The organism is Sphingopyxis sp. GC21 (genome assembly GCF_025727575.1).
GTDB classification, from domain to species: Bacteria; Pseudomonadota; Alphaproteobacteria; order Sphingomonadales; family Sphingomonadaceae; genus Sphingopyxis; species Sphingopyxis terrae_A.
Map to the genome: position 1 here is coordinate 2,845,773 of NZ_CP095845.1, position 26,259 is coordinate 2,872,031.

The window sequence follows — 26,259 nt, forward strand, 5'->3', positions numbered from 1 at the left end:
CAGTCGAGGATCGAGAGATGACGCTGACCGAAACAAGCCGCTGGCCCGCCGAGGCCGAAACCCTCCTTGATGATCTCGTCGATCTGCGCCGCGCTATCCACCGCGAGCCGGAACTCGGCCTTCAGAATCCCAAGACGCTCGCCAAGATCAAGGACGCTCTCGCCGGCCTGCCGCTCGAATTTCGCGAAGGGCCGTCGACCACGGGGCTGGTCGCGATCCTGCGCGGGGGTTTGGCGGGGAATGGCGGGAACGCGCGCACTGTGCTGCTGCGCGGCGACATGGACGCGCTGCCGCTGGTCGAGGATACGGGCCTCGCATTCACCTCGGAAACCAGCGGCGCGATGCATGCCTGCGGCCATGATACACATGTCGCGATGCTTGTCGGCGCGGCGAAGCTGCTCTGTGCGGCGCGCGACCGCCTGCCCGGCACGGTGATGTTCATGTTCCAGCCCGGCGAGGAAGGGCATCACGGCGCGCGGTTTATGCTCGACGACGGGCTGATCGATCCGCTGCCCGACGCGGCCTTCGCGCTCCACATCATGCCCAACGCGCCGCACGGCATCTTCGCGGGGCGCGCCGGGCCGCTGCTCGCTTCGTCCGACGTCCTCTCGATCACCGTCAAGGGCGCCGGCGGCCACGCCTCCATGCCGCAGGATGCGATCGACCCCATCCCCGTCGCCTGCGCGATCGTCACCGCGATCCAGACAATGGTGACGCGCCGCATCTCGGTCTTCGATCCCGCCGTCATCACCATCGCCAAAATCGCCGCGGGCACGACAAACAACATCATCCCCGAAACCGCGGACATGCAGGGCACGATCCGCACCTTGTCGCCGCATCGCCGCGCGATGGTCGCCGCCGAACTGCGGCGCCTCGTCCCCGCGATCGCCGAAGCGCATGGCTGCACCGCCGAGATCGTAATCGAGGAGGGCTTCCCCGTCACCGTGTGCGACAGCCGCGCCGCCGCCTTCGGTCAGAGCGTCGTCGAAGAGGCATTCGGCGAGGCGGCCTGGCTGACGATGGACAATCCGGTGATGGGGGCTGAAGATTTCGCCTATGTGCTCGAAAAAGTGCCCGGCGCGATGTTCTGGCTCGGCGCCAGCGAGGCGGGCAGCGACTGGCGCCAGTGCTGCGGCCTCCACTCGAACCGCATGATACTCGACGAAAAGGTCATGGCCCGCGGCGCCGCCCTCCACGCCGCCCTCGCCGAACGCTTTTTGAACGAGGGTTTTGCCTGACGCACCGGCGCTTTTTTGACTTCGGTCAATGCGCAGCAGGAATTGGCGCCGCATGGTGGGGGCGTTCCGGTCGACCGCTGCGATCCCTTCATCGCCGGCGGCCCTTCCGGGCCGCTCTGGCCGCTCCCGGAGGTGGGGCCTTCGGCCCCGCGCCGCATCGCGGGGTCATGGGGAGGCAGGGCGTAAGCCGGCGCGCCGTGGTGCAATATCCGCGGCGCGCTGTGCGTTTAAGGAACCAGCACCGTGTCGCGTGCCTCAGGAAGCAGACGCGGGTAATCGAGCGTATAGTGCAGCCCGCGGCTTTCCTTGCGATGCAGGGCGCTGCGCACGATCAGGTCGGCGCACTGGAGCAGGTTGCGCAGCTCGATCAGATCGGTCGTCACGCGGAAATGTCCGTAATAATCCTCGACCTCGTGCGTCATCATGTTGATACGGTGCTGCGCGCGCTCCAGCCGCTTCGTCGTGCGCACGATGCCGACATAGTTCCACATGAAGCGGCGGATCTCGGTCCAGTTCTGCTTGATGACGACTTCCTCGTCCGAATCGGTGACGCGGCTTTCATCCCACGCGCGGATCGGCGGCGGCGTTTCGAGCTGGTTCCAGCGGGCGATGATATCCTTCGCCGCCGCCTCGCCGAAGACGAAACATTCGAGCAGCGAGTTGGACGCCAGGCGGTTGGCTCCGTGCAGCCCGCTTTCGGTGCATTCTCCCGCCGCATAGAGCCCCGGCAGGTCGGTGCGGCCGTCAAGGTCGATCAGGATGCCGCCGCAGGTATAATGCTGCGCCGGCACCACCGGGATCGGCTGCTTCGTCATGTCGATACCCAGCGTCAGCAGCTTTTCGTGGATGTTCGGGAAATGCCCCGCGACGAAATCGGGGTCCTTTTGGCTGATGTCGAGGTGGACATAGTCGAGGCCGAAGCGCTTGATCTGATCGTCGTTCGCGCGCGCCACGATATCACGCGGCGCCAGTTCGGCGCGCGGGTCGTAATCGGGCATATAGCGATGGCCGGTGACGGGATGCTTCAATATCCCGCCCTCGCCGCGCACCGCCTCGGTAATCAGGAAATTCTTGACCTCCAGATTGTAAAGGCAGGTCGGGTGGAACTGCATCATTTCCATGTTGGAAACGCGCGCGCCCGCGCGCCACGCCATCGCGATGCCGTCACCCGTCGCGCCGCGCGGCGCGGTCGAAAATTGATAGACGCGCCCCGCCCCGCCGCTCGCCAATATGGTCGCGCGGCCGACATGCGCGTGGACCTTCCCCGTCTTTTCGTCGAGCGCATAGACGCCCCAGACATGGCCCGACCCCGAATAGCGTAGCTCATGACGTCCACTGATCAGGTCGATGCACGCCTGTCCCGGCAGCAGCGTGATATTCGGATGCGCCTCGGCGGTCTTGAGCAGCGCCGCCTGCACCGCCCAGCCGGTCGCATCGTCGACGTGGACGATGCGGCGGTGCGAATGGCCACCCTCGCGCGTCAGGTGCAGCGCCTCGGCCTCCTTGTTGAAGGGCACGCCCATTTCGATCAGCCGCTCGATCGCGTGGGGCGCATTTTCGACGACGAACTCGACCGTCTCGCGCCGGTTGAGCCCGGCCCCCGCGATCATCGTATCGTTGATATGATTTTCGAACGTGTCGCCCGCGTCGAGTACCGCCGCGATCCCGCCCTGTGCCCAGGCGGTCGACCCGCCGGTCAGCTCGCCCTTCGCAAGCACGAGAACACGGCAATGCTCCGCCAGCGCGATCGCCGCTGTCAGCCCCGCCGCGCCGGAACCGACGATGATGACGTCGTGGGTCGCGGCCTCAGCCATTCGCCGCGCGCGTCAAATTCAGGAACACATCCTCAAGGTCGGCCTCGCGCGTCGACACGTCGACGATGCCATGCCCCATCGCATTCACCGCCGCGAGCACCTCGCCCGCGTTGGTGCGATCCTTGTTGTAGCTGATCGCCAGCCCCCGTTCGCCCTCGCGCTCGACCTTGTCGAAGGCAGAGTGCGACGGCAGCACGCTGACATCGGCATCCAGCGTCACGACGACGATCTTCTCGCGCGCCATGTCGACCAGCTCGCGCGTCGGCTTGTTGGCGATCAGCTTGCCGTGGTTAATGATCGCGATACGGTCGCACAGCTCCTCGGCTTCTTCCAGATAATGCGTCGTCAGCACCACCGTTACGCCGCGGTCGTTGAGGCTTTGCACATATTCCCAAAGCTGCTGCCTCAGTTCGATATCGACCCCCGCGGTGGGTTCGTCGAGCACGATGATCGGCGGCGAATGGACCATCGCCTTGGCGACGAGCAGGCGGCGCTTCATGCCGCCTGACAGCGTGCGCGCATAGGCATCGCGCTTGTCGCTAAGGTGCACCGCCGCCAGCAATTCGTCCGAAATGCGCTTGCCCTTCGGCACGCCATACAGGCCCGCCTGGTTCTCCAGCGTCTCGAACGGCGTGAAAAATGGATCGAAGACGATTTCCTGCGGCACGATACCGATCGAATATTTGGCGTTGCGCGGGTCGGCGTCGATGTCGAAGCCCCAGATGCTCGCATGGCCGCTGGTCTTGTTGACCAGCCCCGCGAGGATGTTGATCAGCGTCGACTTGCCCGCGCCGTTCGGGCCGAGCAGTCCGAATATCTGACCTCGCGGCACATCGAAACTGACATTGTCGAGCGCTTGCTTGCCCCCGGCATAGATTTTGGAAACGGCGTCGATGCGGATGGCGGCTTCACTCATGGCGCCTTCCATAGCCGCGCCGGTGCGGGTGCGAAAGGGCCTCGGCGGCAAGCTTTTCTTTACCATAAGCTGTAAGCATATTTTGCGACCTCACCGCTAAGGGGGGATGCGTGAGGACCAGACACATCATCGACCCGCGCGCCATACTGCGCGGCTTCGCAGCGTGCGCTCTGCTGACGGCTCCGGCGATCGGACCGGCGGCGCATGCCCAGACCACATCGCCGCAATCGACGACGCAGGCACAGGCCGAAGCGATCGTGCTGCGGCCGCTGTCCTTCTTCAAGGTCAACGACCTCGATTTCGGCGACATCATCGCCTCGGGCAGCGCCGGCACCGTGCGGCTTGCCCCCGACGGCACGCGCAGCCGCACCGGCGGCGCGACGCTCGCGGGCAGTTCGGGCGAACCGGCGCGCTTCGCCGGGCTCGGCAGCTACAATCGCCAGGTCAATATCTCGCTCGGTTCGAACAGCATCTGGATCACCGGCCCCGGCCAGCGGATGCGCGTGCGCGATTTCGAGATCGGCAGCACCCCGACCGCGATCCTCTCGACCTCGCCGACGCGCTTCCGCATCACCTCGGCGCTGGGCAATTATAATTTTCCAGTCGGCGCGACGCTGGAGGTCAATGCCAATCAGGCGCCCGGCGACTACAGCGGCACCTTCACGATCACGCTGAACTATCTGTAAGCGTCGCCCGTTGCGGGCGGAGCGATCGAGACCGATTGCCCCGCCCGCACCTGCTTGCTAAAGGCGCGTCGATGACCCAGCCTGCACCCGCTCCCGAAACGATCCGCACGTCCAAGACCCGCATCGCATGCGACGGCACGGGCGACGGGCTCGCCAACGCCGCGCTCGGCCACCCGCGCGTCTGGCTGGAGATCGATCCCGACGATGGGTACGTCGATTGCGGCTATTGCGATCGGCGTTTCGTGCTGATCGGCGGGGTCGCTGACAAGGCATAGAGTCGGGGGCCTGACGCACCGCCTCCGCGCAAAGGTAAAGACCCGCTTTACCATGCCTGCGCATCCTCCCTTCATGCCCTGCTGGCATAGTGTGCCGGACAGGAGCAGAATCGTGGGAATTCAAGGGACCAACTTCCGACCGATGGCCTTATGCCTCGCCGCCGCTGCCACGGCAGCGGCGCTGATGGGGCCGTCCGCATCGGCGGCCGAGACGACCGGCACCGCGAATGCCGCGGTGGTGCGGCCGAACACGCTCATCAAGACCGACGACCTCGATTTCGGCACGATCGTCAGCGGCGCGACCGGGGGCACGGTGACGGTCAATCCGGCGACCAATGCGCGCGGCTCGGCGGGCGGCGTCACGCTCGCCGGCAGCGGCGCGCAGCGCGGGGTATTCCAGGGTACCGGCGGCCTGCTGCTGATCACTGTCAGCGGCAGCAATTCGGCGACACTGACCCGCGCAGGCGGCGGCGCGCCCGCAATGACCGCCACGCTGACCCGCGCGATGACGACAAGCGGCGGCGGCATTATCCTGCTCGGGTCGAGCGCGACGCTGCTGCCCAGCGGGGTGCAAACCTATTATGTCGGCGGCACGCTCAGCGTCCCGGCGAACCAGCCCGAGGGCGATTACAGCGGCACCTTCACGCTGACGGTCAATTATCTCTAGCCGGTTCGACCCTGGGCCGATCACCAATCAGAAGATAGCGAGCGGTCCTAGCGCACCCTGCGCCCCGTCCAGATGACCCGGCCGACGAGCCGGATCGCCGACAGCGGCAGATCGTCCCAGCTACGATAGTGCGGATTGTCGCTGATGACCGACACGCGCCCCGGCCCCGGCGCGCGCGCGATGCGTTTGACCATCAGCACATCGTCCATCCGCAGCACATAGATGCCGTCGCGCAGCCGGGCGGCCGCGTCGCCGCCATCGACCAATATATCGTCGCCATCGCCCAGCGTCGGCGCCATCGAATCGCCTTCGACGCGAATGATGCTCAGCGCGCGCGGGTCGGCGCCCAGATCGCGCAGCCAGCGCGGATCGAAGGCGACCTCACTTTCCACAGCTTCGCCATCGACGCTCGCGCCCGGCCCCGCGGAAGCGCCGATCGCCAGCTTTGGCACCAGCACGAGGTCGCGGCCGCGCGCGCGCGGCGTAGGCGCGGCGACGCGTAGCGCCGGGCCGCCCAGCAGCGCCTCCGACACGCCCAGATAGGCGGCGATGCGCGCCCGGTCCTGTTCACCCAACCGCCGCGGCGATCCGCGCTTGATATATTGCTGGATATAGGCGGGGTTGCGCCCGATGCGCGCCGAAAGCTGGGCATAATCCACCCCCTTTTCGGTCAGCAGCCGGTCGAGCATCCGGCGCGGGTCGTCGTCGATATCGGTCAAGGACTGGTCCTTCCTATTTCATCTCTAGCAATAGGATTTTTCCTAGACAAGTAGGAAAATGCCAATCAAATAGGAATTATCCTATTGATCGAATCGCGGGCAGGGAGATGACGATGCAGGGCATTTTGCTGGAACGGATCGAGGCCTTTCTGAAAGAGGCCGATATGCCGCCGAGCGTGTTCGGCCGCGCCGCCGTCCACGACCCGCGGCTGGTGAGCGACCTTCGCGGCGGGCGGATCTGTGGCCGCGCGGTGATCTGCCGTGCGGAACATTTCATGAACAAATGGCGTGCCGACTTCCGGGCCGGCCGCGTGACGCCGATCGGCGACCGCCGCGTCGGCAGCCGCGCCAACAAGAGCCGCCGCGCATGATCCGCTGGTCGCCCACCGCCCCCATGCGGCCCACCTGCCCGCACCGCCGCATCGCGCGCCTGCTGACGCGCTTGCTGCCGCCGGGATCGCAGCTCGGCGCATCGACGATGCGACCTTGGGCCAGCGCCAATTTCATCGGAGCGCGCCACCGGTTTGCGCTGACGCTGCCCGCCGGAACCGCCCTCACTGATTTTTCGGCGCGGCTCGCCGCCTTCGACTGGCGGCTGGCCGGCCACATCGTCGCCGATGTCGCGGTCGAAGCGCAGCCAGGCGGCCTATGGGTCGAATTATTGAGCGTGGAGGATTAAGCGCTAGCTCGCGGTGTGCGAATAGCCGGGTTTAATGGCCGAGGCGCATCGCGACCGACGCGAGCCAGGCTTCCTGCGCGGCCGCGGGCATCGGGCCGCGCGGTGCGCGCACCGCATCGTTCATCGCGTCGAGATAGGTCAGGACGGCGGCGCGATAGCCGCCCCCGGCCACTGCCGATTCGAGCTGGCTCGCCAGCGTTTCGACGATCGCGAAGCCATGATCGCGCGCAAGGCAACGAATGTCGTCGACCCCCTGCACGATCTGGGTCAACGCACAATGCGGGAGCGCTTCGGCAAGCGCGCCAATCTGCCCGGAAATCTGGTTTTCGATATCGGTGAAAAAATCGGCCTGGGTACGCATCATCCACCCCCTGTCCATAAAGGGAGGATGCGCGCCTTTGGTTAACGCTGGGTTAGCGGTGGGTGCGGGCGACTTCGCGCTGTTTGCAGCGATACATGTCGCGGTCGGCGGCGGCGAGCACGTCCGATTCGCTCATCCCGGTCTGCAGCATCGCGACGCCGAAGCAGGCCGACAGGCGAACCTCCTGCCCGTCATAGTTGGCGGGCTCGGCGCTCAGCACCTCGGCCAGCCGTTCGATCTGCGCGCGGGCGCCCTTTTCGCTCGACTGATCGAGGATCAGCCCGAATTCGTCACCGCCGATCCGCGCTGCGACATCGGTCGACCGGATCGACGCCGACAGGCGGCCCGCGATCTGCATGAGCGCGAAGTCGCCGGCGGCATGCCCCAGCGTGTCGTTGATCTGCTTGAGCTGATTGACGTCGATGAACACGACAGCCGCGCTTTCGGCATGGCGTTCGAAGCGCGCGAGGCGCTGGTGAATCGCGGTCAGGAAGTAGCGGCGATTGAACAGCGGGGTCAGCGTATCGCGTTCGGACACGCGTTCGAGCTCCGCGACCGCGATCTTCAGGATGCGGTTCTCACGGCGCAACGCATCGCGTTCGCGGCGCATTTCGCGCAACTGGTCCTCGATGGAGTCGACGGATACGAAACCGGCCCTTTCGACCGCGATCCGCGCCCCCCCTACGCTATCCATTCCCTATCCCCGATGCGCATCCGGTGGGTCGCCGGCAGGACGCCGGCAGGATGGGCATGGCAGGCAGGTTAGCCACGACTTGATACCAAGACGTAAACGCGGTGCCATTTTGGTGACATTGCCCGCGCGCGGTCGAGTCGCTAGGGGGAGGCAGCGGCGATTCATCGCCCGGGCAGGAGGGACGGAATGGGCGACGGCGCAGCCAGCGCGAAAGCCAGCATCGGCGTAATCATGGGCAGCCAGTCGGACTGGCCGACGATGGCGCATGCGGTCCAGATCCTCGAAGAATTCGGCATCGCGCACGAGGTGCATATCGTCTCCGCGCACCGCACCCCCGACCGGCTCGTCGCCTATGCCAAGGGCGCCGCCGACCGCGGGCTCCAGGCGATCATCGCGGGCGCCGGCGGCGCCGCGCATCTGCCCGGCATGGTCGCGGCGATGACGCGCGTTCCCGTGCTCGGCGTGCCGGTCCAGTCGGCGGCGCTCAGCGGCGTCGACAGCCTCTATTCGATCGTCCAGATGCCCGGCGGCGTCCCCGTCGCGACCTTTGCGATCGGCAAGGCGGGCGCGACCAACGCGGGGCTGTTCGCCGCCGCGTTGCTCGCCAACACCGATGCGGACCTCGCCGCGCGGCTCGACGCGTGGCGCGCGAAACAGACCGACAGCGTCGCGCCGACGCCCGTGCGCGAAGGCTGACCCGCTTTGCTTTCCCCCGGATCGACGATCGGCATCCTGGGCGGCGGCCAGCTTGGCCGGATGCTCGCGGTCGCCGCCGCACAGCTCGGCTACAAAGTTCATGTCTATGCCCCCGACGCCGAAAGCGTCGCGGCCGAAGTCACCGCCCACCACACGCAGGCGGCGTGGGACGATGAACCGCGCCTCGCGGGCTTCGCGGCCGCGTGCGACATCGTGACCTTCGAATTCGAAAATGTCCCGGTCGACACGGTGCGTTTCCTGTCGGGCCATGTCGCGGTCCATCCGGGCGGCAAGCCGCTCGAAATCGCGCAGGACCGGCTCACCGAAAAATCCTTCGTCGCCGATCTCGGCGGCCGCACCGCGCCTTTTGCCGCGGTGCCGACGCGCGCGGCACTCGATAGCGCGCTCACCGCCATCGGCACCCCCGCGATCCTCAAGACCGTGCGCATGGGCTATGACGGCAAGGGACAAGCGCGAATCGCCGCGCCCGCCGATGCCGATGCGGCGTGGGAGGCGATCGGCGGGCAGCCCGCGATCCTCGAAGGCTTCGTCGCCTTCGACCATGAATTTTCGGTTATCATGGTGCGCGGCATCGACGGCGAAACGCGCTTTTGGGACAGTTCGGCGAATGTCCACGAAGGCGGCATTCTCGCCGTCTCCAGCCTGCCGCCGCCGTCCATCGTCCTCGACCAGCAACCCGCGGCGCGCGCGATGATGGCGGCGATCGGCGATGGGCTCGACTATGTCGGCGTGCTCACCGGCGAATTTTTCGCCACCGACGCGGGGCCGGTGTTCAACGAGATGGCGCCGCGCGTCCACAACAGCGGCCACTGGACGATCGAGGGCGCGGTGACGAGCCAGTTCGAAAACCATATCCGCGCCGTCGCGGGCCTGCCGCTCGGCGATACGGCGGTGCCGCTACTGCCGGTGACGATGCACAATCTGATCGGCGCGCAGATCGAAAAGATTCCGGCGCTGCTTGCCGACGGCGCCGCGCACGTGCATCACTACGGCAAGACCGAGGTGCGCGACGGGCGCAAGCTCGGCCACGTCACTTGGGTTGGAGCCTCTCCCCGATGAACCGCCCGGATATCACGCTGGTCCTCGCACGCGCCGCCAATGGCGTGATCGGTGCCGGGGGCAAGATTCCCTGGCACCTGCCCGCCGACCTGCGCCGCTTCAAACAGCTCACCATGGGCCGCCCGATGATCATGGGCCGCAAGACCTTCGACAGCCTGCCCACGGTGCTGGAGGGGCGGCGCCACATTGTCCTCACCCGCGACGCGGGCTGGCAGGACGAAGGCGCCGAGCCCGTCGCCAGCGTCGAGGAAGCGCTGCGCCTCGCCAATGCGCCGCAGGCGATGGTGATCGGCGGCGCCGAAATCTACGATCTGTTCCTGCCGCTCGCGACGCGGATCGAATTGACCGAGGTTGCGATCGAACCCGCGGGAGATGCGACCATCGCCTATCCCGATTCCGCCGACTGGCAGGTCGTGGCGCGCGAGGATCATCCGGCCGACGACGCGGGGCGCCCGGCCTACAGCTTCGTCACCTTCACGCGCAAAGCGGGATGATGGCACGCGCAAAGCGGGACAATGGGGGAGAATTGACATGCGCCGCTGGCTGATCGGCATCTTAGCACTGCTCGTCGTAGGGGCGGCCGCCTTCTTCCTCCTCGCCCCCGGCATGATCGAGCGCGGGCTCAACAAGGTCGACGGCAAGCCGCTGCCAACGGTCAGCGCGCGCGCCGCCGCGCTGCACAAGACGCTGACGATCGTCGATCTGCACAGCGACAGCCTGCTGTGGGGGCGCAATTTCCTGAACCGCGCGACCCGCGGCCATATGGACCTGCCGCGGCTCGAAGAGGGCAATGTCGCGCTCCAGATCCTCTCCAGCACCACCAAATCGCCAAAGGGCCAGAATTACGACGCCAATGGCGACGACAGCGACAATATCACCCCGCTGGTGATCGCGCAGCTGCAGCCAGTGCGGACGTGGAACTCGCTGCTCGAACGCTCGCTCTGGCACGCGACGAAGCTGCACCGCGCCGCCGCGGCGTCGGACGGCAAGCTGATGGCGGTCGCGAGCCCCGCCGAACTCGACACGCTGCTCGCCGCGCGGCGCACTAAAACCCCACCGCCCGTCGGCGCGATGCTCAGTGTCGAGGGGCTCCACGATCTCGACGGCAATATCGACAATCTGGACAAGCTCTACGGCGCCGGCGTCCGCATGGCGGGGATCACCCACTTCTTCGACAATATCTTCGCCGGATCGATGCACGGGCTGAAAAAGGGCGGCCTCACCCCGCTCGGCCGCGACCTGATCGGCCGGATGGAAGCGAAGGGCATGATCGTCGACATCGCGCATTGCAGCCACGCCTGCGTCGTCGACATCCTCAAGATGGCGCGCCGTCCCGTCGTCTCCAGCCACGGCGGGGTGCAGGCGACGTGCAAGGTCAACCGCAACCTCACCGACGACGAAATCCGTGGGCTGGCCGCGACCGGCGGCGTCATCGGCATCGGCTATTGGGACGCGGCGGTGTGCGACACCTCGCCCGCCAGCGTCGCCAGGGCGATGAAGCATGTCCGCGACCTCGTCGGCATCCAATATGTCGCGCTCGGCAGCGATTATGACGGCGCGACCACGGTCCGCTTCGACACGTCGAAGCTGGTTCAGGTGACGCAGGCGCTGCTCGACGCGGGCTTCAGCGACGATGACATCCGCGCCGCGATGGGCGGCAACGCGCTCCGCGTCATCCGCGCGGGGATCGTGCCGCTGACGCCGCCGGCCCGATGACTCGATTTCCAAATCCGTCGGCCCTGAGCGTGTCGAAGGGCCGCCCTTCCTTCTGGCGAGGTTGAAAGAAAGAACAGTGCTTCGACAAGCTCAGCACGAACGGAAGACAGGGTGGCCATGATCCGCCTCGACGGCCACGAACGTATCGAGGGTGCGCTGCGTGGCGGCGTCATCGCGCTTGGAAATTTCGACGGCTTTCACGCCGGACACCAGGCGGTGGTCGGCCGCGCGGTGCATCATGCCAAGGACGACGGGCGCCCGGCGATCGTCGCGACCTTCGATCCGCATCCGGTGCGCGTCTTCAAACCCGACGCGCCGCCCTTCCGCCTGACCACGCTCGACCAGCGGCAGCAATTGTTCTGCGCGGCGGGCGCCGACGCGATGCTCGTCCTGCCCTTCGACGCCGCGCTCGCCGCGACGACGGCGGAGGATTTCATCACCGAATTGCTGCTCGAACGCTATGGCGCGGCGGGGGTCGTCACCGGTGCCGATTTCGTCTTCGGCAAGGGCCGGGGCGGCGATGTCGTGACCCTCGCCGATCATGCCCGCCGCCTCGGCTTCTTTACCGAGATGGTCGCGCCGGTCGACGACAGCACCGAGGTGATCTCGTCGAGCCGCATCCGCGACGCGCTGCGCGCGGGCGACTGCGCGACCGCGGCGCGCCTGCTCACCCGCCCCTTCACGGTGCGCGGAACCGTCCAGCATGGCGACAAGAACGGCCGCCTGCTCGGCTTTCCGACCGCGAACATCGACATGGGCACCTATTTGCGCCCGCGCTACGGGATCTACGCCGTCACCGGCCGCCTGCTAAGCGAGGGGCCGGGGGGCCGCATCCTGAAAGGCGCCGCGAACCTCGGCATCCGGCCGAGCTTCGATCCGCCCAAGGAATTGCTCGAACCGCATTTCTTCGATTTCGACGGCGATCTCTACGGTCAGGAAATCGACGTCGAATTCCGCGCCTTCATCCGGCCCGAGGCGAAATATGAGGGGATGGACGCGCTGATGGCGCAGATTGCGGCGGATTGTGACGAGGCGAAGCGGCTGCTCGCCGACGTCTGACATGCCCGCCATGAACCGGGGCCCGGGTCCAACTTGACGACGGGGGAAAGATGACCGACAGCGACGACTGGGCCGCCGGCCTCTCCGGCCCGCCCAAAAAGCCGATGAAGCGCGGCACCAAAATCTTCCTCTGGCTCTTCGCCGCGCTCGTCGCCTGGCTCACCCTGTCGAACGCGACCTGGCTCGCGCCCGATCCCGTCGGCAAGCGCGTCCTGATCGCGCACCGCGGCGTTTCGCAGCTTTTCGACCATCGCGGCGTCACCGACGACAGTTGCACCGCGACGCGCATCCATCCGCCCGAACATGCCTATATCGAAAACAGCCTGCCTTCGATGAAGGTCGCGATCGGCCGCGATGCCGGGGCGGTGAAGTTCGACGTCGCGGCGACGAAGGACGGCCGGCTTGCGGTGTTCCACGACTGGACGCTCGACTGCCGCACCGAGGGCAAGGGCAATATTCGCGACCGCACGATGGCCGAACTCAAACGGCTCGACATCGGCTACGGCTATACCGCCGACGGCGGAAAAACCTTCCCCCTGCGCGGCAAGGGGGTGGGATTGATGCCCAGCCTCGACGATGTGCTGCGCGACCTCGGCCATGCGTCGCTGATCGTCAACTTCAAGTCGCGCGACCCGCGCGAAGGCGCGCTGGCGCTCGCCGCCTTTGCCCGCGCGGGGATCGATCCGAACCAGCCGCGATTCGGCTTTTTCGGCAATGCGCGCGTGCTCCAGCCGATCCGCGCCCGCGCGCCGCGCGCCTGGACGCTCGACCCCGAAGGTGCCAAGCGCTGCACCGGCGATTACATCAAGTTCGGCTGGTCGGGCTGGTATCCGCCGAGCTGCGTCGGCGGCACAATTATGGTGCCGCTCGACTATCAATGGGCCTATTGGGGCTGGCCCGACCGCCTGCAGGCGCGCGCGGCGGCGCACGGCACCCGCGTCCTGATGACCGGCGCCCGCGGCGACAAACAGGGCGGCATGGGCCTGTGGCGCGTCGACCAGCTTACGCGCATCCCGGCCAGCTTTACCGGCTATGTGTGGATCGACGACATCTACAATCTCGGCCCGGCGCTCCGCCCGCGCCAGAAATAGCTCCGTTTCGGGCCTAGTGAACCCCGGCGAAAGCCGGGGCGCAGACGCCCTTCGAATCGCCTCGGACATGGCGCGATCAACTTAAACGTGACTAGCGCGCCTCACTTGCGCTAAGCGCCGCGACCATGACCGACAGCACCTCCGCCCCCGATCAGCGCGATTACCGCGACACCGTCTTCCTGCCCAAGACCGACTTCCCGATGAAGGCCGGCCTGCCGCAGAAGGAGCCGCTGATTCTGGCAAAATGGCTCGAGAGCAATCTGGAGGCGCAGATTCGCGAAGCGCGCCGTGGCCGCGACCAGTTCATCCTCCACGACGGCCCGCCCTACGCCAATGGCGACATGCACATCGGCCATGCGCTCAACCATATCCTGAAGGACATGGTCGTCCGCACCCAGACGCTGAAGGGCAAGGACGCGCCCTATGTTCCCGGCTGGGATTGCCACGGCCTGCCGATCGAGTGGAAGGTCGAGGAACAGTATCGCAAGAAAAAGCTCAACAAGGACGAGGTTCCGGTCGAGGAGTTCCGCGCCGAATGTCGCGCCTATGCGCAGCATTGGGTCGACACCCAGCGCGAGCAGCTCAAGCGTCTCGGCATCGGCGGCGACTGGGACCATCCGTATCTGACGATGGATTATGAGGCCGAGGCGACCATCGTGCGCGAACTCTTAAAATTCGCCGCCAACGACATGCTCTATCGCGGCGCCAAGCCGGTGATGTGGTCGCCGGTCGAAAAGACCGCGCTCGCCGAGGCCGAAGTCGAATATGAGGATATCGTCTCGACCCAGATCGACGTGGCGTTCGAGATCGTTGAAAGCCCGATCGCGGAGCTGGTCGGCGCGCATGCGGTGATCTGGACAACGACGCCTTGGACGATCCCGGTGAACCAGGCTTTGGCCTATGGGCCGGAGGTTGAATATGTGCTGGTAGCTACCGCGCGTGGCCAAGCCAAAATGCTCAACCCCGGCGATCCAATGCCCTTAGTTGAAGATCTCAAATATCTAGTCGCTGCACCGTTGCTGGACGAGTTCCACAAGCGCACCAAACATTCAATGCACGGGTTCGCACCGGGCGACGTCGTAAAAACGATCAAAGGCAGCGACCTCGCCGGCACCATCGCCCGCCACCCGATGCACGCACTCGGCGGCTTCTTTGCGCGTCCGCGCCCCTTCCTCGCGGGCGATTTCGTCACCACCGACAGCGGCACGGGCCTCGTCCATATGTCGCCCGATCACGGCGAAGACGACTTCGACCTCTGCAAGGCGAATGGGCTCGACCCCGTCTTCGCGGTCGAGGGCGACGGCAAATATCGCGAGGACTGGGGCTGGCTCGGCGGTCAGGGATCGGTGATCAACCCCAAGTTCAACGCCCCCGACGGCCCGATCTGCTCAGACCTTCGCGAAGCCGGTGCGCTGCTGGCCGCCAGCGCCGACTATAAGCACAGCTATCCGCACAGTTGGCGCTCGAAGGCCAAGATCATCTTCCGCTGCACCCCGCAATGGTTCGTGCCGATGGACAAGGTGATGACGCATATCGAGCCCAAGACGCGCGGCGAACGGCGCTGGGAAGGCGAAGGCGGCGCGATCAACCCCGCCGAAGAGGGCCTGTGCGACGCCCCGACCTTGCGGCAGGCGGCGATGCAGGCGATCGACGACACGCGCTTCGTCCCCGCCAAGGGCCGCAACCGCATCGGGTCGATGGTCGAAGGACGCCCCGACTGGGTGCTCAGCCGCCAGCGCGCATGGGGCGTGCCGATCACGCTGTTCGTCGACCGCAAGACCGGGCAATATCTCAACGACCCGCTTGTCAACGACCGCATCGTCGCGGCGGTGAAGGAAGCCGGCGTCGATGCGTGGAGCGACGCGCGCGCGCAGGAATATCTCGGCGATAGCTACAACGCCGCCGATTACGAGCGCATCACCGACATTCTCGACGTCTGGTTCGATTCGGGCTGCACCCACGCCTTCGTCCTCGAAAGCGGTCGCTGGCCCGCGCTCGTCCGCCACGACGGCGGCACCCACAGCGCCGACCTCTATCTCGAAGGCAGCGACCAGCATCGCGGCTGGTTCCAGTCGTCGCTGCTCGAAAGCTGCGGCACGCGCGGGCAGGCGCCGTATAAGGCCGTCCTCACCCACGGCTTCACGATGGACGCCAAGGGCTTCAAAATGTCGAAGTCGCTGGGCAACACGATCAGCCCGATCGACCTGATGCGCGACTATGGCGCCGACATCCTGCGCCTGTGGGCGCTCAGCGTCGATTTCACCGAGGATCACCGCATCGGCAAGGAAATCCTCGCCGGGGTCGCCGACCAGTATCGCAAACTGCGCAATACCTTCCGCTACCTGCTCGGCGCGCTCGACGGGTTTACGGAGGAAGAACGCATCACCGACGTCGCGGCGATGCCCGAACTCGAACGCTATATGCTCTCACTGCTCGCCGATCTCGACGCCAAGCTGCGCCAAGCGGTCGATGATTTCGACTATAATGCCTACACGCGCCTCCTCGCCGATTTCTGCAACGAGGATCTGTCGGCCTTCTATTTCGATATCCGCAAGGACGTCCTCTACTGCGACCTCGGCCCCGCCGCGCCGCTCGGCACCGACACCCGCCGCGCCTATCGCAGCGTGCTCGACGTGCTGTTCCACGCCCTCGTCCGCTACGCCGCGCCGGTGCTCGTGTTCACCAGCGAAGAAGTATGGGGCACGCGCTATCCCGACGCGGGCAGCGTCCACCTGCTGGAGTGGCCGGATTTCGCCGCCCTCCTCCGTCACCCCTGCGAAGGCGGGGGTCCAGCTTCCAACGACGGTGAAAAGCTGGATTCCCGCCTTCGCGGGAATGACGAGTTGATTGAGAAGTGGGCGCAAATCCGCGGCACCCGCGCTCTCGTCACCGAACGCATCGAGCCGCTGCGCCGCGAAAAGACCATCCGCTCCAGCCTCGAAGCCGAAGTATGGCTCCCGAACGGAGCCGGCGACGTGGATTATGAGGAAATCTTCATCACCTCGACCGTCCATCAAGGCGACTGGGACGTGAAGCGCACCGAAAACCACAAATGCGGCCGCTGCTGGCGCCATCTGCCCGAAGTGACCGCCGACGGCGCCTTGTGCAATCGCTGCGAGACGGTATTGGACGCGCAATGAGCACGCGTTCTCCCCACCTGCGCTTCGGCCTGATCGTCGCCGCGATTGCCTTCTGTCTCGATCAGCTCGTCAAATGGGTGGTGGTCGTGCCGCTGTCGCTCGAAACCCAGCCCTATGGGCAGATCGAGCTGCTGCCGGTCTTCAACCTGACCTGGGCGGAAAACTGCGGCATTTCGTTGTCGATGTTCGCCAAGTGCAACGATACGACGCGCTGGACGCTCGTCGCGGTGACCGCAATCGTCGCGGCGGCGGTCGCGCTGTGGATGACGCGCGAAAAGGCGCGCGGCGACGTCATCGCGCTCGCGATGATCCTCGGCGGCGCGCTCGGCAATATCATCGATCGCGTGCGTTTCGGCTATGTCGTCGATTTCGCCGATCTGCATTTCGGGGCCTTCCGCCCCTTCATGATCTTCAACGTCGCCGACGCCTGCATCACGCTCGGCGTGCTTTTGCTGGTTGCGCGCGCGCTGCTCTTCGGCGAAAAGACCCCCACGGCCGCCGACCAGGCGGCGAAAGAGTAAACGGGGCGCATAGGGAGTCTATTTGAAGTGAACCGGACCAAAGCCATCCTTGCCGCCTCGATCGTCGCGATGACGCTGTCGGCCTGCGGATCGAACAGCCTGTTCAGCCGCCAGCGCCCCGACGAAATGGCGGTGTCGCGGCAGGCGCCGCTCGTCGTTCCGCCCGATTTCTCGCTGACCCCGCCCGCCCCCGGCGCGGCGCGGCCCGGCAACGAAACCACCGCCGAACAGACGCTGCGCGCGCTCTTCGGCGGCGAATCGCCGCGCAGCCCGGCCGAAGACGCGATCATCGGCAGCGCCGACGGCGCGCGCGCCGACCCCGGCATCCGCAGCCAGGTCGGCAGCCCCGACACGCAGGTCGTCGACAAGGGCCTCGTCACCCGCGACATCATCGCCGCGCCGCAGGGCGACGGCCGCGAAGCCAGCGCGTCGATCCCCGGCGCCTGATCCTGCGCGCAGGCAATTGATCGAAACGGCCCGGCACCCCCGGGCCGTTTTCATATCCCCACGAAAATCAGCGAAATCGCGACGAAAGCGATCAGCGCCTCGACCATTGCGCGCGAGGCATGGAGCGCGGCCCGCAGCCGGCCGATCCGCAGATGCTGTGCGAACCATAATATCTGCAAACTGCCGAACCATAGCAGCGCGGCGATGAGCAGCGCCAAGCCCCAGAGGGGACTGTCACCCGGCTTGAGCTGCATCAGAATTCCGCTCGTCGACACCATCAGCGCAAAGGGCGCGGTCACATAGCATTGGCTGTAGAAGGGCGCCTTGAGCGGCACCCGGTCGAGCTTGACGTTGCGCGCGCGTACCAGCCGCGCCGCCATGATCAACGGAAAGAGGCTGAAAAAGGCGACGCGCAGCAGGATGTAGGTCGAATCATCATTGACCAGTCCGCCCAGTCCGGTCCGGCGCAAGATCACCGCATTCTGCCCCACGATAGACAGTTCGATCGCGTGGCAGATTACCAGCGTCAGCAGCAGGAACAGCGGCGGCGACAGCGTGTCGGTATATTGCCGCTCGGCCGGATCGCCCAGTTCGGCCTCCGAATAATCCATCATCTTGAGCGGCTTTGCGAGCGCCCGCCACAGCGTGACCGGATAGAAGATCAGCCACGACATGACCTCGTAGAGCAGTTCGTCGAGCGACTGGATCAGTTTCAGGAAATCCATCGAGGCTCCCTTTCCTGCGGATCAGCTCGACGCGCGCGCTTTAGCCACCCGACGCTCAACCTCTTCTTCGAATGCCGTGCGTGGCCGCATCCGGTCGAGCGCGTCAAAAATCGCCTCCGCGCGGCGGTCATACTGATATTTCATGATATAGATATCGCCCGCCGATCGTTGCAATTCGCCCCCGACGCGCAGCAGAAAGCGTCGCATCGGATTGGTCGTCGGATATTTTTCGGGCTTGTGCAGGAAGAGCCCCACGAACTGTCCCATGTCGCTCGCGCGCCGGATCGAACGATGCGCGATCACCTGATCCGACCATTCGCGCACCATGATTCCCTTGGCATCGATGCGAAGCTGGACGCGCCGGTCGAACAGGCGGCGGACGATAATCGCGGCGACAAAGCCGAAAAAAGCGATGCCGGCGACCGCAGCCACCGCGACCAGCCATGAACCCGACACAAGCCCGGTGTTTGCCATCAACAGCGCCGCCGCAACAAAGGCCAAAGCGCCGGCCAGCGCCAGCAGCAGCCGCGGAATCGAATAATATGCTTCGAAGACCTCGCCAGAGGCCGCCGCGCCGCTCAAGCCCGTGCGCCCGCTTCCTCGACCCCCGCGCTATTGTGACGCAGCGCTTTCAGCACCGTGTCGACGATCTGCGGCGCATTCAGCCCCGCGGCGTCATATTGCGCCTGCGGCGAATCCTGGTCCTGGAACATGTCGGGCAGCCGCATCGTGCGCAGCTTCAGCCCTGCGTCGATCAGCCCCGCGTCGCTCGCCAGCGTCAGCACATGCGCGCCCAGCCCGCCGATCGCGCCCTCCTCGATCGTCACGCACACCTCGTGGCTCGCCAGCGTCTTGCGGATCAGCTCCTCGTCGAGCGGCTTGGCGAAGCGCAGGTCGATCACGCTCGTCGACAGACCGCGCGCTTCCAATGTGTCGGCGGCCTTCAGCGCCTCGGCAAGCCGGGTGCCGAGCGAGAAGATCGCGACCGTTTTGCCGGCACGCACGATGCGGCCCTTGCCGATCTCCAGCTTCTCGGGCGTGTCGGGCAGCGGTACGCCGGTGCCATTGCCGCGCGGATAGCGAAAGGCGATCGGGCCGTCGTCATATTCGGCCGCGGTATAGGTCATGTGGACCAGCTCGGCCTCGTCGGCAGCCGCCATCACCACCATATTGGGCAGCGTTGCGAGATAGGTGACGTCGAACGATCCCGCATGGGTCGATCCGTCGGCACCGACCAGCCCGGCGCGGTCGATCGCAAAACGCACCGGCAGATTCTGGATCGCAACATCATGCACGACCTGGTCATAGGCGCGCTGGAGGAAGGTCGAATAGATCGCCGCGAACGGCCGCATCCCCTGCGCCGCGAGCCCCGCCGCGAACGTCACCGCATGCTGTTCGGCGATGCCAACGTCGAAGCTCCGGTCGGGATGCGCCTTGGCAAATTTGTCGACCCCGGTGCCCGACGGCATCGCGGCGGTGATCGCGACGATGCGCGGGTCGCTATCGGCGAGCTTGGCCAGCGTTTCGCCGAACACATTCTGATACGCGGGCGGCCCCGGCGGCGCCTTCGCCTGCTCGCCGGTAATGACATCGAATTTCTGGACGCCATGATATTTGTCGGCGGCGGCCTCGGCGGGGGCATAGCCCTTGCCCTTCATCGTCACCGCATGGATCAGCACCGGGCCATGGTCGCTGTCGCGGACATTCTCGAGCACCGGGATCAGATGGTCGAGATTATGGCCGTCGATCGGGCCGACATAATAAAAGCCCAGTTCCTCGAACAGCGTTCCGCCCATCGCCATGCCGCGCGCAAACTCGTCGGTCTTCCTCGCCGCCTTGTGCAGCGGCTGCGGCAGCTTGCGGGCGAAGCGCCGCGCGATTTCGCGCAGCTCGACGAAGGGCCGCGACGACACCAGCCGCGCCAGATAGGCCGACAGGCCCCCGACCGGCGGCGCAATCGACATGTCATTGTCGTTCAGGATGACGATCAGGCGATTGCCCGCCTGCTTGGCATTGTTCATCGCCTCATAGGCCATGCCCGCCGACATCGACCCGTCGCCGATCACCGCGATCGCGCGGCCGGGTTCGTTCTTCAGCTTGTTCGCGACCGCAAAGCCCAGCGCGGCGCTGATCGAGGTCGACGAATGGGCGGCGCCGAACGGGTCATATTCGCTCTCGCTGCGCTTGGTGAAGCCCGACAGCCCGCCGCCCTGGCGCAGCGTGCGGATCCGGTCGCGGCGGCCGGTGATGATCTTATGCGGATAGCATTGGTGGCCGACGTCCCACACAATCTTGTCGCGGGGCGTGTCGAAGACATAATGCAGCGCGGTGGTAAGTTCGACGACGCCCAGCCCCGACCCCAGATGGCCGCCCGTGGTTCCCACGGCGGAAATGGTTTCAGCGCGCAGTTCGTCGGCGAACTGGCGAAGCTGTTCGGGCTTGAGCTTGCGGAGGTCGGCGGGGACATCCACCGTGTCGAGCAGCGGCGTATGCGGACGGTCGGTCATCGGCCCGTCATAATGATAAGCGCCGATAGTGTCGAACGAAAAGGCGCTACTCGCCCTCGTCCTCGGCTCGCTCGGCCGCACCGATCTGTGCATAAAGCCCGCGCACCATCAGGTCGGTGAACACCAGCATCACGCCGATCATCCCGATCAGCAGTGCCACCGCCGCGACCGGAAACGGCCCCAGGCTCTCGATCAGCCCGCGCCGCATCGCAAGCGCCAGCAGCACCGCCGCCGCCATCAGCGCATAGCCGGCAAGGCGCGGAGCGCGGCTCATCGGCGCGCGGTCGGAAAGAGACGATCGGTCATCACCATGCCGTAGCGGAGCGCGGTGCCCGCGTCACCCCAGCCCCGCCGATCGCATCCGGCGCCGCATCGCCTCGATCAAAAGGCGGACCGCGGGCAGGCCGGCGCGCGACGGTTCGAAGACCAGATGGACAGGCAAGGGCGGCGGCTGCTTGGCGTTGAGCAGCGCGATCAGGCGCCCGCCATCGACGCCGTCCATCACCTGATAACTCAGCAGATTGGCGATTCCGATCCCCGCTTCGGCCGCCGCCATCGCCGCATCGACGGTGTTCACCACCAGCCGCGGGCGCGGCTCGACCCGCCAGCGACGCTCGGCAAAACTCCATTCGCCCGCCGCGCGCGGCCCGGTCGAGATGATCAGATCATGGTCGGCGAGCGCGTCGATCGTCGCGGGGGCGCCCCGCCGCGCCAGATAGCCGGGGCTCGCGACCAACATCTGCCGCACCGCGCCGATGCGGACCGCCTTCAGGCTCGAATCGGCAAGCGGTCCGATACGCAGCGCGATGTCGATGCCCTCCTCGACAATGCGGACATTGCGGTCGATCAGCATCATCCGCACCGCCAGCGCATCATGCCGGGCGAGCAGGTCGCCGACCACGGGCAGGACATGCAGCCGCCCGAACATCACCGGCGCGGTCAGGTAGAGTTGGCCGCGCGGTTCGGCCTCGCCACCGCGCAGCGCCCGCTCGGCCCCCGCAAGATCGGCCAGGATACGCCGCGCCTGCCCCAGAAAGACTGCGCCCTCGTCGGTCAGCGCGACCGCGCGGGTCGAGCGGTGGAAAAGGCTCGTGCCGAGCCGCTCCTCGAGCGCAGCAATGCCCCGCGTCACCGCGGGCGGCGAACTGCCGATCTTGCGCGCGGCGGCAGCGAATCCGCCTTCGCCCGCCACCGCCACGAACATCTCAAGAGTCAGCAGCCGGTCCATCGATTATTCCGCATATTGAAATAGAGATATCCATCAATCGCTGATTATCGCGCATACAGCAACACGATAGATAGGGTTTGCGAGCGAGGGAGGCCCCCAACCCCCGATCCCGGCGCCCCGCTCGCGCCCTCTTGTCGGAAGGCCCCCCGCATGGCGCAACATTATCTTCGCACTTTGTTCACCGACGCGGCGCGGCGCCTGCAGGCGCGGCACGGATCGCGCGCCAGCTACGCACGGATGGAGGCCGACAGCGACGGCAGCGACACGCTGACCGCCCGCGAACTCGACTTCATTGCCGCCCGCGACAGCTTCTATCTGGGCAGCATAACCGCCGACGGCTGGCCCTATATCCAGCACCGCGGTGGCCCGCCCGGCTTCCTGCGCCCGCTCGGCGGCAACCGCCTCGGCTTCGCCGACTTTACGGGCAACCGCCAATTTATCAGCACCGCCAATCTCGCTGAAAATCCGCGCGTCTCGCTGTTCCTGATGGACTATCCCAACCGCCGGCGGCTCAAACTGATCGGCGAGGGGCGGATCGTCGAGATCGCCGAAGATCCCGCGCTCGTGACCTCGCTGATGCCCGAAGGCTACCGCGCAACCCCCGAGCGCGGCTTCGTGATCGACGTCGCGGGTTTCGACTGGAACTGCCCCCAGCACATAACGCCGCGCTTCACCGAAGCCGAAATCTCCGCCGCCGTCCGTCCGATGGCTGCCGAGCTCAACCAGCTGCGCGCGCAGGTCGACGCATTGCGCGCGGCCCAGAAGGGAGAATGACAATGATCTGCCTCTATGGTTCGCCTCTGTCGGGCAATGCACACAAGGTGCGCATGGCGCTCGCCTTCCTCGGACTCGCCTATGAAGAAGAGACGGTCGACGCCGAGCGGCGGCAGGGCGATGCCTTTCGCGCGCTCAATCCGATGGCGCAGATACCCGTCTATGCCGAAGGCGATTTCGTCCTGCGCGACAGCCAGGCGATCCTTGCCTATCTCGCCGCCCGCCACCGGCCCGGGGACTGGGACGGCCACACGGCGGAAGAGCGCGGCGCGATTGCCGTCTGGCTGTCGCACGCCGCCAATGAAATCTTCAACGGCCCCGCGCTGCTGCGCGCCGAAAAGCTGTTCGGCTGGACGATCGACCGGTCGCGCGCGCACGCCGTGGCGATGCGGATCCTCCCGGTCGTCGATGCGCATCTGGCCGCGCGCACCTGGCTTGTCGGCGACCGGCTGACGATCGCCGACATCGCCGCAAGCCCCTATCTGGCGCTCGCGCCCGACGGCGGCATCGACCTCGACGACTGGCCCCATATCCGCGACTGGACGCGCCGCATCGCTGCGCTCCCGGGCTTTCCCGCCATGCGCGGATGGCCCGCCACGAACGAATGGGTGCGGGAGGCAGCACAATGACCGGCACCCGCGCGCCGCTGCCGCCATTCGACGCTGCAAGCGCAGCGCACAAGGTCCGGCTGGCCGAGGATGGATGGAACAGCCGCGACCCCGCGCGCGTGGCGCTCGCCTATACGCCGGACAGCGTCTGGCGGAACCGCGACATCTTTCTTGCCGGGCGCGGCGCCATCATCGACTTCCTCGCCGCCAAATGGCAGCGCGAGCAGGATTACCGCCTGATCAAGACGCTGTGGGCCTTCACCGACAACCGGATCGCGGTGCGCTTCGCCTATGAATGGCACGACCATGACGGCCAATGGTGGCGGTCCTACGGCAATGAAAATTGGGAATTTGCAGTGGACGGCCAGATGGCGCGGCGCATCGCGAGCATCAACGACCTCGCCATTGCCGAGTCGGCGCGCTTGCTCCATTGGGATCGCGGCGACACGGGCCGCCGCCCTGACAATCACCCCGGCCTCGACGAACTGGGGCTCTAGCCTCCGCCCCCCGCAATCAAGGACAGACCGCATGAGCGCAAACCCCGCCCCAACTTTTGCCTCGATCATGTTCCTCACCGGCGTCGGCATCCCGATCCTCGCCGCGCTCAACGGCGGGCTCGGCGGACGGCTTGGCAGCCCGATGGCGGCATCGGTCATCCTCTTCGGGCTTGCACTGCTCGTTGCGCTTACCGGGGCTGTCGCGACCGGCGCGCTCGGCGACATCCGCTTTTCCGCCGACATTCCCTTTCATTTCTATTTCGGCGGGCTGTTCGTTGCTTTCTACGTGATCTCCGTGACTTTCATCGCGCCGCGCTTCGGGGTCGGCAATGCGATCTTCTTCGTGCTGGTGGGACAGCTGACGAGCGCCGCGATCATCGATCATTTCGGCCTGTTCGGCGCCCAGCGCTTTCCGGTCGACACCGCGCGGCTCGCCGGAATTGCGCTGATGGTCGCAGGGGTCTGGCTGGCACGCCGCACCGGCTGACCGCGCGTCGGCACGGGCGCTTTTGATCCACATCAAAGCGGACTGGCGCGACTCATGCTCGATAGTATAGGGTAATCACCCTAACTAGAGAAAATGGGAGCGGACAAGCCATGACGACCACGACGGCGCGCGCCGCGGCGCGCGAAGCCACCACTGCCAAGGATGCCAATCATGTCGACGTGCTGATCGTCGGCGCGGGGATTTCGGGCATCGGTTCGGCCTATCATCTCCAGCATCAGTGCCCCGGCAAAAGCTATGCGATCCTCGAGATGAAGGACACGTTCGGCGGCACTTGGGAAACGCACAAATATCCCGGCGTCCGCTCCGATTCGGATCTCTACACCTTCGGCTATCGCTTCAAGCCCTGGGTCGGCGCGCCGATCGCCAGCGCCGATGAAATCCTGAAATATATGGGCGAGGTGATCGACGAAAACGGCATCGGCGACCATATTCATTACGGCCACCGCATCACCGCCTGCCGCTGGTCGAGCGAGCAGAACTGCTGGACGGTCGAGGCGGTGCGCAAGGCCGATGGCGCCGCCGTCGTCTTCACCGCCAATTTCCTGTGGATGTGCCAGGGCTATTACGACCATGAGAAGCCCTACATCCCCGACTGGCCGGGCCTTTCGGACTATAAGGGCCAGTTCGTCCACGCCCAGCTCTGGGATCCCGCGACCGACTATGCGGGCAAGCGCATCCTCGTCATCGGATCGGGCGCGACCGCCGCGACGATCGTCCCCGCCTTTGCCGAGAAGGCGGCGCATGTAACGATGCTCCAGCGCTCGCCGACCTATTTTTTCTGCTCCGAAAACAAGAACGAACTTGCCGACCGGCTGCGCGAGGTCGGGATCGACGAACCTACGGTCCACCGCGTCGTGCGCGCGCAGATCATGCACGATCAGGATCTGATGACGCGCCGCTGCCAGACCGAACCCGATCAGGTGTTCGAAGAGCTTAAAGAGCTGATCCGCGCCTTTTCGGGCGATCCCAATTTTGCGTTCGAACCGCATTTCACCCCGAAATACCGCCCGTGGCAGCAGCGGCTCGCCTTCTGCCCCGAAGGCGACATCTTCCGTGCCGCGACGGCGGGCAAGCTGACGGTCGTCACCGACACGATCGACCGCTTCACCGAAACGGGCGTCCGTACCGCGGACGGAACCGAGATCGAGGCCGATATCATCGTCGCCGCAACGGGCTTCAACCTCTCGGTCATGGGCGGTATCCCGTTCGAGGTCGACGGCAAGCCCGTCGATTGGGCCGACACCGTCACCTACCGCGGCATGATGATGACCGGCGTTCCCAACATGGCGTGGGTGATGGGCTATTTCCGCGCGAGCTGGACGCTGCGCGTCGACATGATGGGCGATTTCGTCTGCAATCTGCTCAACCACATGGACGATATCGGCGCAAAGAAGGTCGAGGTCGTGCTGCGCCCGCAGGACGAGGGGATGGCGATCATGCCGTGGATCGAGGCGGACAATTTCAATCCCGGCTATCTGATGCGCGGGCTCGATGCGATGCCGCGGCGCGGCGACAAGCCCGAATGGCGGCACAATCAGGATTACTGGGCCGAAAAGGATGCGTTCCCGCTCATCGACCTGCGCAGCGACGAATTCCGCTACGCCTGATCGCGA

Annotated in this window: 30 protein-coding genes; 20 read left to right on the top strand and 10 right to left on the bottom strand. The window is 66.0% G+C overall.

Features of this window, described 5'->3' with window-relative positions; genetic code table 11:
- The first annotated feature begins 17 nt into the window (after positions 1–17).
- The gene (locus MU856_RS13740) at positions 18–1,238 is read left to right on the top strand and encodes a M20 metallopeptidase family protein (RefSeq protein ID WP_263587762.1); all 1,221 of its coding nucleotides are present in this window, start codon (positions 18–20) and stop codon (positions 1,236–1,238) included.
- A gap of 227 nt (positions 1,239–1,465) precedes the next feature.
- Here the strand turns inward: MU856_RS13740 and nadB are convergent, their stop codons facing one another.
- On the bottom strand, positions 1,466–3,052 hold the full coding sequence (gene nadB / locus MU856_RS13745) for an L-aspartate oxidase (protein WP_062901776.1): 1,587 nt from the start codon (positions 3,050–3,052) through the stop codon (positions 1,466–1,468).
- Positions 3,045–3,968: an ABC transporter ATP-binding protein gene (locus tag MU856_RS13750; protein WP_186402925.1), complete on the bottom strand. Its 924-nt coding sequence runs from the start codon at positions 3,966–3,968 to the stop codon at positions 3,045–3,047. Before MU856_RS13750 ends, nadB begins: the two co-directional genes overlap by 8 nt.
- Positions 3,969–4,078: 110 nt before the next feature.
- On the opposite strand from MU856_RS13750, the gene MU856_RS13755 reads away from it, so the two are divergent.
- The 3 genes from MU856_RS13755 to MU856_RS13765 all read left to right on the top strand — a co-directional run bounded on the left by MU856_RS13755 (position 4,079) and on the right by MU856_RS13765 (position 5,596).
- Positions 4,079–4,654 (top strand): DUF4402 domain-containing protein, encoded by a 576-nt coding sequence (locus tag MU856_RS13755; RefSeq protein ID WP_234178503.1) that lies wholly within the window; start codon positions 4,079–4,081, stop codon positions 4,652–4,654.
- A 71-nt stretch (positions 4,655–4,725) separates the two neighbouring features.
- A complete protein-coding gene (locus MU856_RS13760; protein ID WP_062901775.1) occupies positions 4,726–4,929 on the top strand; it encodes a zinc-finger domain-containing protein in 204 nt (67 codons plus the stop codon).
- A 112-nt stretch (positions 4,930–5,041) separates the two neighbouring features.
- Complete coding sequence (locus MU856_RS13765; RefSeq protein WP_202988225.1) at positions 5,042–5,596, top strand: DUF4402 domain-containing protein; 555 nt, start codon at positions 5,042–5,044, stop codon at positions 5,594–5,596.
- 47 nt (positions 5,597–5,643) lie between these two features.
- On the opposite strand, the gene MU856_RS13770 is transcribed toward MU856_RS13765, so the two are convergent.
- Positions 5,644–6,285, bottom strand: coding sequence for a helix-turn-helix transcriptional regulator (locus MU856_RS13770; RefSeq protein WP_062903112.1), 642 nt, complete (start codon positions 6,283–6,285; stop codon positions 5,644–5,646).
- A gap of 143 nt (positions 6,286–6,428) precedes the next feature.
- On the opposite strand from MU856_RS13770, the gene MU856_RS13775 reads away from it, so the two are divergent.
- Together MU856_RS13775 and MU856_RS13780 are read left to right on the top strand one after the other, a co-directional pair.
- Positions 6,429–6,686, top strand: coding sequence for a hypothetical protein (locus MU856_RS13775; RefSeq protein ID WP_186402985.1), 258 nt, complete (start codon positions 6,429–6,431; stop codon positions 6,684–6,686).
- Positions 6,683–6,994, top strand: a complete 312-nt coding sequence (locus MU856_RS13780; protein ID WP_263587763.1) for a hypothetical protein — start codon at positions 6,683–6,685, stop codon at positions 6,992–6,994. The genes MU856_RS13775 and MU856_RS13780 overlap by 4 nt, the downstream gene beginning before the upstream one ends.
- A gap of 31 nt (positions 6,995–7,025) precedes the next feature.
- On the opposite strand, the gene MU856_RS13785 is transcribed toward MU856_RS13780, so the two are convergent.
- Both MU856_RS13785 and MU856_RS13790 read right to left on the bottom strand, forming a co-directional pair.
- Positions 7,026–7,358, bottom strand: a complete 333-nt coding sequence (locus MU856_RS13785) for a hypothetical protein (RefSeq protein WP_062901771.1) — start codon at positions 7,356–7,358, stop codon at positions 7,026–7,028.
- 49 nt (positions 7,359–7,407) lie between these two features.
- Complete coding sequence (locus tag MU856_RS13790; RefSeq protein ID WP_003040940.1) at positions 7,408–8,049, bottom strand: GGDEF domain-containing protein; 642 nt, start codon at positions 8,047–8,049, stop codon at positions 7,408–7,410.
- 186 nt (positions 8,050–8,235) lie between these two features.
- On the opposite strand from MU856_RS13790, the gene purE reads away from it, so the two are divergent.
- The 9 genes from purE (at position 8,236) to MU856_RS13835 (ending at position 17,799) form a co-directional block, all read left to right on the top strand.
- Positions 8,236–8,745 carry a 5-(carboxyamino)imidazole ribonucleotide mutase gene (purE, locus tag MU856_RS13795; protein WP_003040942.1) on the top strand — a complete coding sequence of 170 codons (510 nt, stop codon included), beginning with the start codon at positions 8,236–8,238 and terminating at the stop codon, positions 8,743–8,745.
- 6 nt (positions 8,746–8,751) lie between these two features.
- Positions 8,752–9,825, top strand: coding sequence for a 5-(carboxyamino)imidazole ribonucleotide synthase (locus MU856_RS13800; RefSeq protein WP_082819897.1), 1,074 nt, complete (start codon positions 8,752–8,754; stop codon positions 9,823–9,825).
- Positions 9,822–10,319, top strand: coding sequence for a dihydrofolate reductase (locus MU856_RS13805; protein ID WP_062901770.1), 498 nt, complete (start codon positions 9,822–9,824; stop codon positions 10,317–10,319). Before MU856_RS13800 ends, MU856_RS13805 begins: the two co-directional genes overlap by 4 nt.
- A gap of 37 nt (positions 10,320–10,356) precedes the next feature.
- A complete protein-coding gene (locus MU856_RS13810) occupies positions 10,357–11,541 on the top strand; it encodes a dipeptidase (RefSeq protein ID WP_263587764.1) in 1,185 nt (394 codons plus the stop codon).
- A gap of 117 nt (positions 11,542–11,658) precedes the next feature.
- A complete protein-coding gene (locus MU856_RS13815) occupies positions 11,659–12,600 on the top strand; it encodes a bifunctional riboflavin kinase/FAD synthetase (RefSeq protein ID WP_062901768.1) in 942 nt (313 codons plus the stop codon).
- Positions 12,601–12,650: 50 nt separating this feature from the next.
- Complete coding sequence (locus MU856_RS13820; protein ID WP_062901767.1) at positions 12,651–13,691, top strand: glycerophosphodiester phosphodiesterase family protein; 1,041 nt, start codon at positions 12,651–12,653, stop codon at positions 13,689–13,691.
- A gap of 125 nt (positions 13,692–13,816) precedes the next feature.
- Positions 13,817–16,831 carry an isoleucine--tRNA ligase gene (ileS, locus tag MU856_RS13825; protein ID WP_263587765.1) on the top strand — a complete coding sequence of 1,005 codons (3,015 nt, stop codon included), beginning with the start codon at positions 13,817–13,819 and terminating at the stop codon, positions 16,829–16,831.
- Positions 16,828–17,352, top strand: a complete 525-nt coding sequence (lspA, locus tag MU856_RS13830) for a signal peptidase II (RefSeq protein WP_263587766.1) — start codon at positions 16,828–16,830, stop codon at positions 17,350–17,352. Before ileS ends, lspA begins: the two co-directional genes overlap by 4 nt.
- A gap of 27 nt (positions 17,353–17,379) precedes the next feature.
- Entirely contained in the window at positions 17,380–17,799 is a 420-nt protein-coding gene (locus tag MU856_RS13835; protein WP_003040968.1) for a DUF3035 domain-containing protein, read from the top strand.
- Between the two features lie 50 nt (positions 17,800–17,849).
- Here the strand turns inward: MU856_RS13835 and MU856_RS13840 are convergent, their stop codons facing one another.
- From MU856_RS13840 to MU856_RS13860, 5 genes are all read right to left on the bottom strand, one after another.
- Positions 17,850–18,524, bottom strand: coding sequence for a hypothetical protein (locus MU856_RS13840; protein ID WP_263587767.1), 675 nt, complete (start codon positions 18,522–18,524; stop codon positions 17,850–17,852).
- 21 nt (positions 18,525–18,545) lie between these two features.
- On the bottom strand, positions 18,546–19,106 hold the full coding sequence (locus tag MU856_RS13845) for an STM3941 family protein (protein ID WP_263587768.1): 561 nt from the start codon (positions 19,104–19,106) through the stop codon (positions 18,546–18,548).
- Positions 19,103–21,031, bottom strand: coding sequence for a 1-deoxy-D-xylulose-5-phosphate synthase (gene dxs, locus MU856_RS13850; RefSeq protein WP_263587769.1), 1,929 nt, complete (start codon positions 21,029–21,031; stop codon positions 19,103–19,105). Before dxs ends, MU856_RS13845 begins: the two co-directional genes overlap by 4 nt.
- Positions 21,032–21,077: 46 nt before the next feature.
- Positions 21,078–21,305, bottom strand: coding sequence for a hypothetical protein (locus tag MU856_RS13855; protein WP_263587770.1), 228 nt, complete (start codon positions 21,303–21,305; stop codon positions 21,078–21,080).
- 63 nt (positions 21,306–21,368) lie between these two features.
- Positions 21,369–22,259 carry a LysR substrate-binding domain-containing protein gene (locus MU856_RS13860; RefSeq protein ID WP_186402917.1) on the bottom strand — a complete coding sequence of 297 codons (891 nt, stop codon included), beginning with the start codon at positions 22,257–22,259 and terminating at the stop codon, positions 21,369–21,371.
- A 150-nt stretch (positions 22,260–22,409) separates the two neighbouring features.
- Between MU856_RS13860 and MU856_RS13865 the strand changes: the two genes are divergently transcribed.
- The 5 genes from MU856_RS13865 (at position 22,410) to MU856_RS13885 (ending at position 26,253) form a co-directional block, all read left to right on the top strand.
- Positions 22,410–23,033: a pyridoxamine 5'-phosphate oxidase family protein gene (locus tag MU856_RS13865; RefSeq protein ID WP_062901760.1), complete on the top strand. Its 624-nt coding sequence runs from the start codon at positions 22,410–22,412 to the stop codon at positions 23,031–23,033.
- A gap of 2 nt (positions 23,034–23,035) precedes the next feature.
- Positions 23,036–23,662 (top strand): glutathione S-transferase family protein, encoded by a 627-nt coding sequence (locus MU856_RS13870; RefSeq protein ID WP_186402916.1) that lies wholly within the window; start codon positions 23,036–23,038, stop codon positions 23,660–23,662.
- Positions 23,659–24,138 carry a DUF1348 family protein gene (locus tag MU856_RS13875; RefSeq protein ID WP_186402915.1) on the top strand — a complete coding sequence of 160 codons (480 nt, stop codon included), beginning with the start codon at positions 23,659–23,661 and terminating at the stop codon, positions 24,136–24,138. Before MU856_RS13870 ends, MU856_RS13875 begins: the two co-directional genes overlap by 4 nt.
- Before the next feature lie 31 nt (positions 24,139–24,169).
- The gene (locus MU856_RS13880) at positions 24,170–24,625 is read left to right on the top strand and encodes a DMT family transporter (protein WP_062768265.1); all 456 of its coding nucleotides are present in this window, start codon (positions 24,170–24,172) and stop codon (positions 24,623–24,625) included.
- A 110-nt stretch (positions 24,626–24,735) separates the two neighbouring features.
- Positions 24,736–26,253, top strand: coding sequence for a flavin-containing monooxygenase (locus tag MU856_RS13885; RefSeq protein WP_217372698.1), 1,518 nt, complete (start codon positions 24,736–24,738; stop codon positions 26,251–26,253).
- Positions 26,254–26,259: the final 6 nt, after the last annotated feature.